General features: G+C 48.9%; 10 protein-coding genes. 7 read left to right on the forward strand and 3 right to left on the reverse strand.

The window, feature by feature from the left end; all coding sequences use genetic code 11:
- The first annotated feature begins 197 nt into the window (after positions 1-197).
- Complete coding sequence (locus MRY86_RS21265) at positions 198-530, forward strand: TOMM propeptide domain-containing protein (RefSeq protein WP_293568734.1); 333 nt, start codon at positions 198-200, stop codon at positions 528-530.
- A gap of 119 nt (positions 531-649) precedes the next feature.
- Here MRY86_RS21265 and MRY86_RS21270 read toward each other — a convergent pair whose 3' ends face one another.
- Entirely contained in the window at positions 650-1,789 is a 1,140-nt protein-coding gene (locus tag MRY86_RS21270) for a transposase (RefSeq protein WP_293568732.1), read from the reverse strand.
- 697 nt (positions 1,790-2,486) lie between these two features.
- Here MRY86_RS21270 and MRY86_RS21275 point away from each other — a divergent pair.
- From MRY86_RS21275 to MRY86_RS21300, 6 genes are all read left to right on the forward strand, one after another.
- Positions 2,487-3,998 (forward strand): hypothetical protein, encoded by a 1,512-nt coding sequence (locus MRY86_RS21275; RefSeq protein ID WP_293568730.1) that lies wholly within the window; start codon positions 2,487-2,489, stop codon positions 3,996-3,998.
- A 411-nt stretch (positions 3,999-4,409) separates the two neighbouring features.
- Positions 4,410-4,802 carry an NHLP leader peptide family RiPP precursor gene (locus MRY86_RS21280; protein ID WP_293568728.1) on the forward strand — a complete coding sequence of 131 codons (393 nt, stop codon included), beginning with the start codon at positions 4,410-4,412 and terminating at the stop codon, positions 4,800-4,802.
- A 408-nt stretch (positions 4,803-5,210) separates the two neighbouring features.
- Positions 5,211-5,594 carry a hypothetical protein gene (locus MRY86_RS21285; RefSeq protein ID WP_293568736.1) on the forward strand — a complete coding sequence of 128 codons (384 nt, stop codon included), beginning with the start codon at positions 5,211-5,213 and terminating at the stop codon, positions 5,592-5,594.
- Positions 5,595-6,056: 462 nt separating this feature from the next.
- Positions 6,057-6,989, forward strand: a complete 933-nt coding sequence (locus MRY86_RS21290; RefSeq protein WP_293568726.1) for a diacylglycerol kinase family protein — start codon at positions 6,057-6,059, stop codon at positions 6,987-6,989.
- Positions 6,990-7,036: 47 nt separating this feature from the next.
- Entirely contained in the window at positions 7,037-7,702 is a 666-nt protein-coding gene (locus MRY86_RS21295) for a hypothetical protein (protein ID WP_293568724.1), read from the forward strand.
- Between the two features lie 429 nt (positions 7,703-8,131).
- A complete protein-coding gene (locus MRY86_RS21300; RefSeq protein ID WP_293568288.1) occupies positions 8,132-10,240 on the forward strand; it encodes a peptidylprolyl isomerase in 2,109 nt (702 codons plus the stop codon).
- 700 nt (positions 10,241-10,940) lie between these two features.
- On the opposite strand, the gene MRY86_RS21305 is transcribed toward MRY86_RS21300, so the two are convergent.
- Positions 10,941-11,585, reverse strand: a complete 645-nt coding sequence (locus MRY86_RS21305) for a YdeI/OmpD-associated family protein (RefSeq protein ID WP_293568290.1) — start codon at positions 11,583-11,585, stop codon at positions 10,941-10,943.
- 2 nt (positions 11,586-11,587) lie between these two features.
- A complete protein-coding gene (rnr, locus tag MRY86_RS21310) occupies positions 11,588-13,825 on the reverse strand; it encodes a ribonuclease R (protein ID WP_293568292.1) in 2,238 nt (745 codons plus the stop codon).
- Positions 13,826-13,876 lie beyond the last annotated feature (51 nt).

Raw genomic sequence — 13,876 nt, forward strand, 5'->3', positions numbered from 1 at the left:
ATCGCTGATTTGCGGTGCTATCGTAAAAGTGGAGCGTGGAGTACGATCCAGCAACTTGTCGCAGCGGCATAGCTGTGCAATTTGTTATACACACCCTACTTGTAAGCAAATTATTATTTTAAAATGGGCTTAACTGTGTGAGGCTCATTTTAAAATCAAAATTCAAATCTATTTTAAATTCATAAAATTTTCGCAAAATGCTAGTATCAAAGGAACAAGAAAAGACACAACAATTTGTCAATCAATTATTCAATGAATGTTGGAATAATGAGGATTTCAAAAATCGCTTGATAGCATCTCCGGTTGAGACTCTAGAAGATTTTAAGGGTCAAAAACTCAGTCCTGACATGAAGAAAATTGTTGTTAGTGACCAAACAGATCCAAATATAATTTTTATCAACATCCCACCCAGAGTAAATTTAGATGATCTTGAACTTAGTGATGAACAATTAGAAATGGTCTCTGGTGGTATTGTCTGGCCTGTAGTTGCTTTAACCTTTGGTGTACTAGCTTGGATAGATCCACTTTAGAACGATTAAATCCGAATCACTGTTTATTATTTTGAATAATTTAATAAGAGTGATCTTACACAGTAATGATGGAAATTTCCATTGTTGCTGTGTTTCTTTCGGTAATAGTCCGTGGCAAATCAGGCGGCAATTTTGCCTATAGCCCTGAAGCGCTCGCGGATGGAATTAATTTTTGAAAGCTGTGCGCCGATGCCGAACGTGGCAATAAATCGGTCCAGCAATAAATCGTTGGCATACTGGGTTTTAACGTCTGCCATAGAAAACGCTTTGCGTTCCTGCGGCGGGGCGCTGAGGCAGTATGCTGCTTTAGCAAGCGATACGGCTGTGAGGGCCGTGTTGAGATGGAAGTGCAGCTTTTGCGGACTGCGTGCCTGGCAGTGGGCCAGCCCTGCATGTTGCTTGCCATCCCTGTACAGGAACTCAATCTGAAAGCGGCACTGGTAAGCGTGCAGTACCTCTGCGCCATCCATGCCCATATCGGTGCAGGCATAAATCTTCGCGGATTTTACTTGCCCCTGATCGTCCAAGTGATGTACGATGACAACTTTAGCGTTGCGCTTCCAAGACTGTACATTTACAGTGGACTGGTAAGCAGCCCACGAACCGTCTTCTGCTTGTGCGCATGGCGTGAAATGGTCTTCGCGCAGGGCATAAGGATTGATCCGGCCGTCATATGTTTTAGGGCGCCCCCTTCTTCTTTTCAGCCTTGGCCCATTATAAAGGTAGCGCAGCCTTGCATCCTTGCGCGGGCGGGTGATCAGTTGAAACCCTTCGCCAAGCAGCGTATCCACGAAAGGCTCCCTGGCGAAATAGGCATCCGCAGTGACATACTTGGAAAGCCTCAGCAGGGCTTCTTTGCGCTCACAAAGGATACGGGCATAGAAAGCAAGCTGCGATTCCCCCTCTTTCAGGCCTACTGTCTGGACGGCTTCGAGATGGAGGGCTGCTTTGTCCGCCAGATCTACAGCAGCTATACCCGAAAACTCCAGGCCGCGCAGCTCGCGGCCGGCGCAGCCAGAGTAGAAGTAGCCTATACCCGCTGTATGCTTGCCGCTCTTTGGTACAAAGCAAGGGTCAAAAGCAATAGCCAAGTGCTGCCCAAGCTGTTGCGAAGCCAGCTCAGCATTGAACTCCAGCCAGCTAAAGGGGCGGGCGAAGTTCTGACGGTAGGTATCTTCCCCGTATTCGCTCCAGCGCGAAAGGTTGGTGAAGTTGTACCGGCCTCGCACGGCTAGCCATAATGGAAACAAGTGCAGCATAAATCGGTATTGCCAACGGTTATTTGTAGAAATTTTTCGTAATATTTGTTCCGTGAGTGCTTTGACGCTCATAGGGGCAAAGTTGGTTTGAGTGTGTAGGAACTCCCAAATTACAACTTTCCCCTTTTTTTATGGCTATGCGTCATTTTCCCCACGGACTATTGACTTATAGCAAATGCGTAATATTATCGAGATAAGTATTGTGTGATTTAAACAGGTTTTATCATGATTAATAAATCGATTCTAAAGATTGTGGCAGTGATATTTATAGCACTTGGCTTGTGTTATATGGTCTACCAGTTTATCACCATCGAGGATACTCCCGAAGCAGATAGAAGTTATCTTTTCTATGGACTAGTTGTTGTAGGCTTGGCTTCATTGTTGTATAATTACGCCAAAAAACAAGACGGATAAAGCAAAACGAGTAAGATTCAAGCACACTAAAACTTACTTAAAAAAGCTATTCCATGAATAAAAAGCAGACTATCCTCCTGCTAGTTGTTTGTCTAGCCCTAATCATACCCGTAAAACACTATTGGGGCCTCGACTATTTTGTGTCCATTGTCATACTCTACTTAATACACAGTGTACTAGCTTATCAGGGCATAAAATGGTGGATAAATCAAAATCACCGGAAACAAACGTAATGAACCATCACTAGCGCATTGTTGTCTAAAAGTTAATCTACCGTTAGCCGATGGACGATAAACAACAGGTATTCAAAGAGTGGCTCAACAAGCTACAGGAAAACAGCTGGAACCTGGAACTCCTGGTGTCTGGCTTTGCTATTTTCGGGCTGTTTCAGTTCAACGAGTTCCTACAGTTCCAATACTACTACGTCAATGCCAACAATACCGGCGATGATATTTACTACCGGCTCGTCAGCATTCTATTGGCGATGCTCATCACCGGTTCAAGCATTTTTATTATTTCCCTCATTGTGCACGTGTTTCTGCGAGGGCTGTGGATCGGGGCCATTGGGCTAAGGTTTGTCTCCGGCGATATCGACTACGGCAGTCTAAATTATAGCGATCCGTTCAGTAAATATATTCAGAAGACGGTAGGCGAATTCGACGACTTTATCCTCAAGCTGGAAAATATAGCCAGCTTAATGTTCGCCTTTACTTTCCTGCTTTTCTTTATTTCTGTTTCGGTAATTATCTGGATTACGGGTTCGTCTGTCCTCTTGCAGGTGCTGCAAAATACCTTTGCCGATCGAATACCCTACTCTTGGTATATGCCCTTGTTTTTTACACTCCTGGCTATTGGCGGTATCGTAGGTTTTGATTTTATCACCCTTGGTCTTCTGAAAAAAGTAAAAGCCAAATGGTTTGCGCGGGCTTATCTGACCCTGTACATCTTGGTGGGGGTGCTTACCTTGTCGTTTTTGTGGCGCCCCCTGCTGTTTAATTTTATCGACCAAAAGGGGACGCGCCGGTTTGTCTTACTTACCTTTCCGCTGCTGCTAATTCTATCGCTACTTTCGAGTCTGCAGTTTACTAACTACGAAGTATTTCCCCGGCTCGACAACGACGACAGCCAGGGGCTATACCAATCGATCAAGCTAAAAGAAAACGCTGGGGCATCCTTTAATTATGTCTTTTACGATGACCTGCGACAATTGCGTAAAGCCCAAAAGGAGTATACGCCAATTCGTGCTTTGAGCATCCCCAATTACCGGATTGAGGATTCGCAACTACAGGTGTTCGCTAAGTACGATGAAAACCTGGAACAGGTGCTTTTCCAGCTGGATAGCACCATCATGGCGTTTGAGAAACGGGGTATCCGAACGCTGTTTTTCAACAAATCCAATTACGACAAAATGTACGCTGACAGCTTGGATGAGCTTCAGCGGAAGTACTATTCGCTCAGAGAGAAAGATGCCAAAGCTGCAGAGCTGCTCAGAATACGTTTTTATGAAGAGAAACAGACCGAATACCAAGCGAATCTATCCAAAATCCTTACACTTTTACGGGAAGCGATCACCTTTGAAGTGAATGGCCGTCCTATTCCCCGAGAATCAGTAGACTTTAACTTTTTCGTTCATCCTAACCTAGGCGAAAAGGGCATCCTCTGTAACTTCCCCATCGATACCTTTGCGGTAAATGGCACCAATTACCTGACTTTGAACCGACTTGGTTTCAACGAAAACCTGGATGATTTCCAGCAGATTGACTTTACCATTCCTTTTGTATATTCAAACCAATAACTGCTGTTCTCAATAAAATCAGGGCGCACAATTGCTAAGCCCGTTCTGGTTAAGGCTGGCTGCGTAGCCTTCCTCCTCCTCCGTGAGGTAAAGTAGGTCTTATATTTCTTAACAATCTCAGCCATAGTATTCACTTCCTTAAGGGCTTACAGGGTCACTTCTGTTGAAATTTCTTCTGCTCACGATAGCTAATTTAAGGGCCTTGTAAATTAAGCTACCTATTTAGTTTTCGAGGAAGCTCCAGTGTTGTATTCAGTCTTTTTGGCAATTCTCTAAGTCAGCTCAGGCTTACCTTCATATTAGGAATTAACGCTTTAGCTTTCGGCATATTGAAAAGGTCGGAGCTTAAATGAATCCATATCAGTCGAGTCTGTACATTTTTTAAATCAATAAATAGAAAAATTGTCTATTATGAGTGTCAATTCACAAAAAAGCGTAACTGAAAAAGTCGTAACTGAAGCGTGGAACAACCCCGCTTTTAAAGCCGCCCTTATTGAAAACCCGGAAGAAGCGATCAGGTCGCTGACGGGGCAGCAGGTCAAACTGCCGGAGGGCAAAGACCGTATGGTAGTTGTAGACCAAACTGACCCCAGAGCCTTTTATTTCAACCTGCCAGTGCAGGTGGATATGGACGATGTAGAACTGACGGAGGAACAACTGGAGGTTGTCGCTGGTGGTGGCAGGGTTAATTTTATAGATATGTTTAAAGTACCAGTCATACGCTGCTTTCCTAGTCCATCAGGTTCAGTTCCGGGGAGCCCTGGCCCTACCTTGCCCTTTGACTCCAATTCATTCAATGCATAGCCGCATTCAATAGCCAATCCTGATGAGGCTGTCTCAAAAGTAACGAGACAGCCTCTTTATGTTTTTAGGTAGGCCATGGAGGTTTGATGGGTAGAGAAGACTTTTATCCAGGGTGAGAGGCTTCACAGGGATTATGTACGTTTCCAATTTAATTGTATAGAGAATATCCAGAACCGGATCCGCTTACCATCGGTTAAATACAAGATTAAATAATTTGAATGCTTTGCTAACAAGTTGCAAATCGAACGACTGTCATACGACTGATCTTACGTGATTTGTACAGGCGAAGGGTATCTAAGCACAAGGGCCAGCAAAATCAAAAAGCTTATGATAAACTATATCATATTCGGAATATCAGTCTCCTTTTTTTCCTGGATAATCGGAATAGTACTCAATACAATTCTCATGATGACCAGGTACTACGAAAGGCTATCATATATGAATTTTATTGAGAGCAAAACCATCAATAAATACCTGGGGCTCAGGTATTTTAAGTGGATTGTGGAAAATACATTTTTCAAATACTTCAATCCGGGTATTAAAATAAGAAGTAGAAATACGGATTTAACGGAGATCCGAAGGCAAATGACAATTGCCGAAATAGGTCATCTAATTGGGTTCCTGTTTGTGCTCGTATTCGCGATATACTGGAGTATAGTACATGGTTTTTTATCCGGGCTGGTAATAATGATGGCAAATGTTTTTATGAATTTATACCCTTCCTTGTTACAACAGGAAAACAAAAGGCGAATAGATAAAGTAATCAATCGATTGCAGATCCATAAATCATAACAGTCTCAATGCATAGCCGCATTCAATAGCAAACCTTATCGGGGCTGTCCAATCATCATTGGCAGCCCCGTGCTTTTGAACGGAGCAATACCTGAAATACGCTGGCCAATAGCTTCCGTAAATCCTCAGCAAAACTGGCAGAAATCACCGGCAGCCGACTCCTACCTTTAAGCTGTCAAAAGAAATGAAAAATATTATATCCCTCAGTAAGCCGTTTCTTCCTAAAAATGGGCACCGGTAAAAATAGATTAGTAAATGCCCGGGGATAAGTAAATGAAGAAACGCCCAAAGGTTGTGCCCGAATACGCTGCCGGGGCACGACCTTTTTTGGGTTCATATCAACAGAGGGTTAGCCTGATGATTTACAGGGCTAAGCGCAAGCAGGCATCATCGCCACTCCGATTTCATCCTCCAGTTTACCACAATTTCCCTATCTTCAACCACAGAACCAACGCTCATTTTATGCACCAACAGTGGTATGTCATCGCTAACCCCGTTTCCGGACAGGGCAAGGCGGGCAACAACTGGACCGATTTACAGCAGAAGATTGCCAGCTACCTGCCGGTTAGTGACTGGGCGGTGACCACTGAAAACGGGCACGCCACTGAGCTGGCCAAACGGGCGGTCGCCCAGGGCTACCGCCGTATCCTTACGGTAGGGGGCGATGGGACCAATCATGAAGTAGCCAACGGCATTCTCACCCAAACAGAGGTGCCCCCATTGGAAATCTACCATGCCTTACTGCCCGCAGGTACCGGTAATGACTGGGCGCGTACCCACGGCATACCCACCAAACCGGATGATGCCCTGGCTATGATCGCCAAAGGGCATACCACACTGCAAGATGTGGGCCTGATCAACTATCAAAGCCATGACAAGCCGGCTTCCCGTTACTTCGTCAATGTAGCCGGGCTGGCTTATGATGGCTATCTGGTGCAGCGCTCTATGCAGCGCAAGCCGGGAGAAGGCGGCAAGTTGTTTTATCTTTCCCTTGTGACCAAGTGCCTGTTTGAGTACTACCTGCAGGAAGCGGTGGTGGAAGCCAACGGGCAGTCCTATCAGGACTTCTTCTACACCATTAATTTCGGGATCGGGAAGTACTCCGGGGGCGGCATGCAGCTCGTGCCTCACGCGAAGCCGGATAAAGGGGCTTTTGCGGTCACCCTGGCCGGGCAGATCAGCCGGTTGGGCGTGCTGATGAATACCTACCGGTTTTACAATGGGACCATCGGGTCGCACCCCAAAGTCACTACTTTCTTTGCGGAGGAGGCCGATGTGAAAGCTACGCCCGGATCGCCGCCCACTTTACTGGAAGCTGACGGGGAATTCCTGGGCGAGACGCCCGCTCACTTCCAGATTGTGCCGAAAGCCCTGCGGATAGTGGTGCCGGCGTAAAGTGACTTATCAGCAAGAACCCGTCCTAACACCAAAACCTTACCATAATGATTCGTTTTATCTGGATTTTCCTGTTCACCATTTTTGCGGTGCCTTATACGCAGGCGCAAGTGGTGGAGCGCAGCGTGGGCATGAGTGCTGGCGTGCAAAATGCCCTGGTCCTCGAGGTCCCTGCCGTTGATGCCGGGCTGGTCTCTGACCTTTGGAAGGACTATATGAAGGACTTCTACCGCGAAAAGCCCAAATGGCAACGCAAAGACAAGGAATGGCTTTCTGATGATGCCGACATCGCCGCCCTGGGCATGGGCAACACGGTGGATGTCATCGCCAAAACGGAGCAAAAGGGCGATAATACCTTTATATATGTGTGGATCGACCTCGGAGGGGCTTATCTGAATTCCCGTCAGCACCGCGAGCGCTACACCGAAGCAGAGAAGATGCTGGTCCGGTTTGGACTGGAAGTCGCCCGGGCTAAAGTCAAAATCGAACTGGAAGAACAGGAGGATATGCTCAAAGACCTCAACCGCGACCTGGAGCGCCTAGCAACAGACAAAGAGCGCTACGAGCGGGAAATACAACGCGCCAAAGAAACCATCGCCAAAGCTGAGCAGGACATCGAAGACAACCTCAAAGCGCAGGAGGAAATGGCCGCGCGCATCAAAGCTCAGGAGGACGTGATTAAGTCCGTGCAGAAGCGGCTAAATGATTTGTAAGGTGTGCCGCTTTCTTTAGTGAGGTTGAGGTTGAGAACAGGCTGGGGCTGCCGGAGTGGGATGAATAGCTCGCTATTCCCGGCAGGAAGCCAAAGCAAAGGCGCTCAACCTCAACCTAAGCCTCAACCTTTTGTGTGATCTGCTCCTGTTTTCGCAATCAGCAGCGCCCAAAAACCTATTGCATTTTAACAACGCTCCGCATATGCCTGCTGCCCATCCGTCTCCGATTTTCAGTTCAGTAGCTACTACTTTCCCTAAAGTTTGTATTTAGCCGTTAAACCAACTACATTTGCATGGATTTTCGCGAAGGTACCTTATCTTTGCGTCTCTTTAGCGTAAAGTGGAGCATTCACAAGCCGCTTCTAAACAGAGAACGCCTGTGGATGAGCAGAATTGAAACATTGATTTTCAAAAAACATCGGTCTTAAGATGGCTTTGATAAGTAAAATTAGAAAGAATTCCTGGCTGCTGGTCGTACTGATCGCACTGGGTCTGATCGGCTTCATTGTAATGGACATGACTTCCGGTCAGCAAAGTGTATTTGGCAGCTCCCAGACTATTGTGGGCGATATTGAGGGTAAAAAGCTGGACTGGAATCAGTTTTACCGCACAGAGCAGGTCTTGTACGGCAACTCTGGTGGTGACCTGTACAGCCGCCGCAGCCAGCTGTGGAACTACTTCGTAGAAGAAGCACTGGTGAAGGAAGAAGCCGAAGCCCTTGGCCTCGGTGTGAGCAAAACCGAATTGCTGGACCTTCAGTTTGGCACCAACCCAAGCCCGGTCATTCAGCAGCGTTTCCGCAACCCACAAACGGGCCAGGTGGATTTTCAGCAGCTGAATCAGATTAAGACTGCTATCGAGGACGGCTCTATTGCGGAGGACCCCCGGCTGATGTCTTACTGGGCACACCAGGAGAACGAAATCATCAAGGAGCGCCTGCAGAGCAAAATCAATACCCTGGTATCCAAGGCTATCTATACCCCAACCTGGATGGCAGAAATGGGCCATGCCGAGCAAAATGCACCCATCAGCCTCGCTTATGTAAAGGTGCCTTTTGATGAGGTGGACAATGCCGAAGTGACGCTTTCGGATGCGGACTACGAGGCCTACCTGAAGGAAAATGCGGAGCAGTATAAGAATGACGAAGAGACGCGTATCCTGGAGTACGTGGTCTTTGAAGTAAAGCCAACGGTTGAAGACTCCGCAGCACTGCGCAACCGACTGGCGGAACTGCTTCCCGAGTTTGAAACAACCGAAGACGATACCGCCTTCACGGAGCGCAATTATGGCGTGCCGCCGAGCACTTTCCTCACAGAGGATGCCATTAGCGCATCAATCAAGGATACGGTAATGAATATGCCGGAAGGCAGCGTTTACGGCCCTTACATCGATCAGGGTAAGTACCGTGCCGTGAAGCTGGTGGAGCGCCGTATGATCGCCGACTCTGCGGATACCCGCCACATCCTGATTCAGGCACAGGCACCCGAGCAATTTGTATCGGCTGAGAAAACCATCGATAGCCTGCAAAATCTGTTGGAGACCAATCAGGCAAGCTTCGACTCTCTGGCGATTAAGTTCAGCCAGGATCCGGGCAGTGCTTCCGATGGTGGTAAGTACGAGGGGGTAACCCCTGGTCAGTTTGTACCTGAATTCAACGAAGTCCTCTTCATCACTGGTGATATTGGCAAGCTGTACAAAGTACGGACTTCTTATGGCTGGCACCTGGTTGAAGTACTGAGCCGCAGCGCTTCCACTACACCCCGTGTGAAGGTAGCCTACCTGGAAGAGGCTATTGTTCCACTGGAAGAAACACAGGAAAATATCGAAGCGGATGTCCTCGCCTTTATCGGTGAGAACCGCGACCTGGAAACACTGCGTGAAAATGCTGCTGCCCGTGGCCTGGATATGAAGACTTCCACTGGCCTGACGCGCAATGCCTTCTCCATCGGTGAGCTGGGCGGCGGACAGGCGAGCCGCGACATCGTTCGCTGGGCTTTCAACGCAAGTGTGGGCGAAGTTTCCCCTGAGCTCTATGGCTATCAGGATCCGGTAGACTACTACACCAATAAGTACGTAGTGGTCGGCCTTCGTGCCCGTCAGGCTGCTGGTCTGCCTTCAGTAGCGAATATCAAGAGCCAGATCGAACAGCAAGTCATCAACAAGAAGAAAGCAGAAATGCTGGCCGGAAAGATCAGCGGTACTGATCTGCCTTCCATTGCTCAGCAATTTGGCACACAGGTAGATACGGCTCAGAATGTAGCTTTCAATGCGACTTTCGTACCCAGCCTGGGCTTCGAGCCTAAGGTAATTGGCAAAGCGTACACCATGGAGCAGGGCAGCGTATCTGCACCAATCGAAGGCAAAACAGGTGTGTTCGTGGTGAAAGTCCTCAGCAAGCCTGCTGCAGGACAGCCCAACAATATCCCTGAGCTGCGCCGCACCATGTCTTCTCCGGTACAACAGCAAGTACCTGCCCGCCTGATTCAGGCCATGAAGAAAAACGCGGATATTGAGGACAACCGTTCTCGCTTCTACTAGGACCAGATTAAGACTGGCCTACAATGGGAAGCCGACTTGTCGCAATCAGATGCAACAAGTCGGCTTCTTACGTTTGGAAGGTCAGCCCCGAGTGCCTTAAGCCATAAATCCTTGACACCCCAAGTTTCGTTCTTTTCCGCCTGCTCTTCGTTTAAGAACCGCTCCTTTAGCTCGGGCTAAAGCCGCGAACCTTCGCCTTGATTAGTCGAAAAAGAACTTCAATTTAAGTATAAGAGCTCTATGACTTGAGGCACTAGTTCCTGTCAAAGCTTATCAAGGAGCTCAACAGAACTTTGCCATTTTTAGATTTTTGTCCATCTTTGCAGGCAAGAATAACCATTAACATAAAAAATAGCCATCATGGGTGATGAAATAAGAAATTCAGGAAAAAAAGGATACATGATACTCGGTGCCTTTATTTTCTTCCTGCTGTTTGTCATACTTGTCGTTAGCATCTACCAGTACAACTTCAAGTATATTGGTTAATTGGGGCCGGGCCTACAGGTTGGCTTTGGCAAGTCCGGGTAAGTGTGCCCTGTCAGATGCCGCCGCTCGTTCCTGTTAATCTTTAAGACGGTGTTAGGAAATCAATCCAAAGGGCGAAACCCCGTCACCGTTTCCTACTCCTCAGATCGGTATCGCATCAGGTATGCGGTACCGATCTGTTGTTAGTGAGGCCAATAAATGATCACATAAAGCATTACGCTTTCCCCTTCTTTTGGTAGGCATCATGCAGCCCTTCCCCGTTCATGATTTTGTCCACGCACTTTTCGATACGGGAAATCCGGGTTTTGGACTGCTTGGGGGCGGAAAAATAAAGGACATACCCTCTTTGCCTGCCTGGGGTGAGCGCTTCAAAGGCGTCTTTGAGGACAGGGTCCTGCTCCAGCCATTCCTGCAACTCTTCCGGCCAGGGCTCCGGGCTTTTTTGGAACTCAATTTGCAGGCCTGCATTTTCGATTGCAATAGCCTGCTGAATGAAATCAAGGGTGGCTTCCCTTAGTGCCTCAACAGCATCCGGGCTGGTAAACTTCAGCAAGCGGGAGGCTTGGGAGTTAGGGCCAGGGGTGGAAAGGAGCCCTGCATCATCTTTGAGCAGCGCCCCTTTGAAGAAGCTGATCGCGCAGTGGTTTTTGAAAGCACTGAGCAAGAGCACGTTTTTGCCATTGAGGGTGTAGCAGGGCACGCCCCACTTTGCCGTTTCAATTAAGCCGCTTTTGGACAAGATGCCCCGGAGCGCGTGCAGTTCAGTGCTCCAGGCATGCACTTTGCAGCCGGGGGTGCCGCCCAACGGGCACCGGCCACAGCCTTCCGTAAGGTAACCCTCTACAGTCGTCTGCATCATGTTTAGCGCTTCCGGCGTTTGTTGCGGTTATTGTCTTTGCCGTTGTTGCTGCCGTTGCCCGCAGGTACGGTTTCTTCCCGCACCCAGTCCATTTCTATTTGGCGCTTGGCAAGGTCAGCCCGGGCGATGCGCACCCGTACGCGCTGCCCCATTTTGTACTCCTTTTTGGAAAAGGCACCAACCATGCGCAGGCGGGAATCAGAGACCTCAAACGGCTCGTCCAGGGTTTCAAAAGGCACCATGCCTTCGATCAGGCCGGCTTCCAGCTCCACAAAAAAGCCCCGGTCCATCATGCCGTTAATGAAGCCATCGAATTCTTCACCAATGTGCTTCTCAATGAACTCTACTTGTTTGTACTTGATCGATTCACGCTCGGCGGTGATGGCGTTGCGCTCCTTTTTGGAAATATGGCTGCACTGATCCTCCAGGCGCGATTTGTTGACGCGGTAGAAGTCATTGTGGCTCAGGTTAGGCTCCAGCAGGCGGTGGGCCAGCACATCAGAATAGCGCCGGATGGGCGAGGTAAAGTGGGTGTAGTACTCAAAACCCAGCCCGTAGTGGCCGATATTTTCGGTGGAGTAGGCGGCTTTAGCCATAGTACGGATCGCCAACGGGCTCAGCAGGCGCAGTTCAGGGCGCTTTTGTACTTCCTGGGCCAGGCGGTTGTAGGCTTTGGCAATCTGCTCCGGAGAACTGATGTTCATATCGAAGCCCATTTCACGGGCAAAGCGGGAAAGCTCCATGACTTTGTCCGGGTCAGGCTCATCGTGGATACGATAGACGTAGGGGATTTCCTGGTCCCGTCCTTTCAGGCTGATGAATTGTGCCACTTCCCGGTTGGCCAGCAGCATGAAGTCCTCAATCATCATGTGCGCTTCCTTGCGCTCCTTGACGTAGACTTCCACAGGAACAGCGTCTTTGTCCAGGCGGAATTTCACCTCCTCCGTCTCAAAATTGATAGCACCTTCCTTATAGCGCTGCTTGCGCAAATGGCGGGCGAGCTTAGCCAGTTGCTGCACTTCCTGGGCAAAACTCCCACCCTTGCCCTCAATTCGCTCCTGTGCCTCTTCGTAGGTGAAGCGCTGATCAGAGTGGATGACCGTTTTGCCAAACCACCGGTTAATGATCTTATTGTTCTTGTTGAAGACAAACAGGGCCGAAAAAGCCAGCCGGTCGACATTAGGGCGTAAGGAGCAGAGGTCGTTAGACAGGCGCTCAGGCAGCATTGGCAGCACCCGGTCCACCAGGTAGACGGAGGTGGAACGGTTGAAGGCTTCTTTGTCCAGTGGGGTACCTTCCTTGACATAGTGCGTGACATCCGCAATGTGCACACCGACTTCTATCTCCCCATTTTCCAAGTGGCGGATGGACAAGGCATCGTCAAAGTCCTTGGCATCCTCGGGGTCAACGGTGATGGTAGTCACCTCCCGAAGGTCGCGGCGGCGCTTAATTTCCTCTTCGCTGATGCGCGCGGGCAGATACTCGGCTTCCCGTTTGACATCTTGCGGGAATTCCAGGTCGAAGCCATTATTGACCAAAATGGTCTTCATCTCAATATCGCTGCTGCCGGCTTTGCCCAGTACCGTTGTGATTGTACCTTTCGGATTGTGCTTGTGGCGGTCGGGCCACTCATCTATGCGTACAACTACCCGGTCTTCATCGCTAGCCTGTGGCATATCCTTCATGTTTACCTCCACATCAATAGGGGGCACTATATCAATCGTCACCACAGCGTGCTTGGGGTACATCCAAAGGGTGCCGATGAAGTGGTCGCGGGCACGTTCCAGGATTTGCTCGACCTCACCTTCAGGCTTGCGGCGGCCCGAAGGCGTCCAGGTCCGAATTTTGACCTTGTCGCCATTCATGGCTGTATTCAGGTATTTGGCAGAAACGTGGACGTCCTGCTCCTGTCCCTCGCAGACGATGTAAGCATCGCCGCTGCGGGTCATATCTACTATTCCGGTGGCGTACTGCCCGTTGCTCCGGGCGGCGTGGTCCTGCCGGTTGAGCTTGAACTTGTAGTCGCCGGTTGGCTTTAGCTCATTGCTATCAGAAAGCTTCTCCAGTGCATCCTGCACGGAATCCCTGTTGTTGGCGACTTTTAGCTTTCGGACAATCTGTTTGGGGTTCAGTTGTTTCTTAGGGTGGCGGCGGAAGAGCTTCAAAACCTCTTCGCGCAGCTGACTGGCGCTGAGTTTACGACCGGTCTTTTTTGAATTGTGTTTTCTGTTTTTACTCATGATATTTTTGGGTGTTTAGAAAATCATTGTCCGGACCTTGGCGAGGTTGGC

Source organism: Phaeodactylibacter sp., from assembly GCF_022763345.1.
Classification (GTDB): domain Bacteria; phylum Bacteroidota; class Bacteroidia; order Chitinophagales; family Saprospiraceae; genus Phaeodactylibacter.

Bases quoted from the DNA above. Each gene is read 5' to 3' on its own strand.
- MRY86_RS21305 (WP_293568290.1), bottom strand. From the start codon at position 11,585: ATGATGCAGACGACTGTAGAGGGTTACCTTACGGAAGGCTGTGGCCGG.
- MRY86_RS21290 (WP_293568726.1), top strand. From the start codon at position 6,057: ATGCACCAACAGTGGTATGTCATCGCTAACCCCGTTTCCGGACAGGGC.
- MRY86_RS21280 (WP_293568728.1), top strand. From the start codon at position 4,410: ATGAGTGTCAATTCACAAAAAAGCGTAACTGAAAAAGTCGTAACTGAA.
- MRY86_RS21265 (WP_293568734.1), top strand. From the start codon at position 198: ATGCTAGTATCAAAGGAACAAGAAAAGACACAACAATTTGTCAATCAA.
- MRY86_RS21275 (WP_293568730.1), top strand. From the start codon at position 2,487: ATGGACGATAAACAACAGGTATTCAAAGAGTGGCTCAACAAGCTACAG.
- MRY86_RS21295 (WP_293568724.1), top strand. From the start codon at position 7,037: ATGATTCGTTTTATCTGGATTTTCCTGTTCACCATTTTTGCGGTGCCT.
- MRY86_RS21300 (WP_293568288.1), top strand. From the start codon at position 8,132: ATGGCTTTGATAAGTAAAATTAGAAAGAATTCCTGGCTGCTGGTCGTA.
- MRY86_RS21285 (WP_293568736.1), top strand. From the start codon at position 5,211: ATGACCAGGTACTACGAAAGGCTATCATATATGAATTTTATTGAGAGC.
- rnr (WP_293568292.1), bottom strand. From the start codon at position 13,825: ATGAGTAAAAACAGAAAACACAATTCAAAAAAGACCGGTCGTAAACTC.
- MRY86_RS21270 (WP_293568732.1), bottom strand. From the start codon at position 1,789: ATGCTGCACTTGTTTCCATTATGGCTAGCCGTGCGAGGCCGGTACAAC.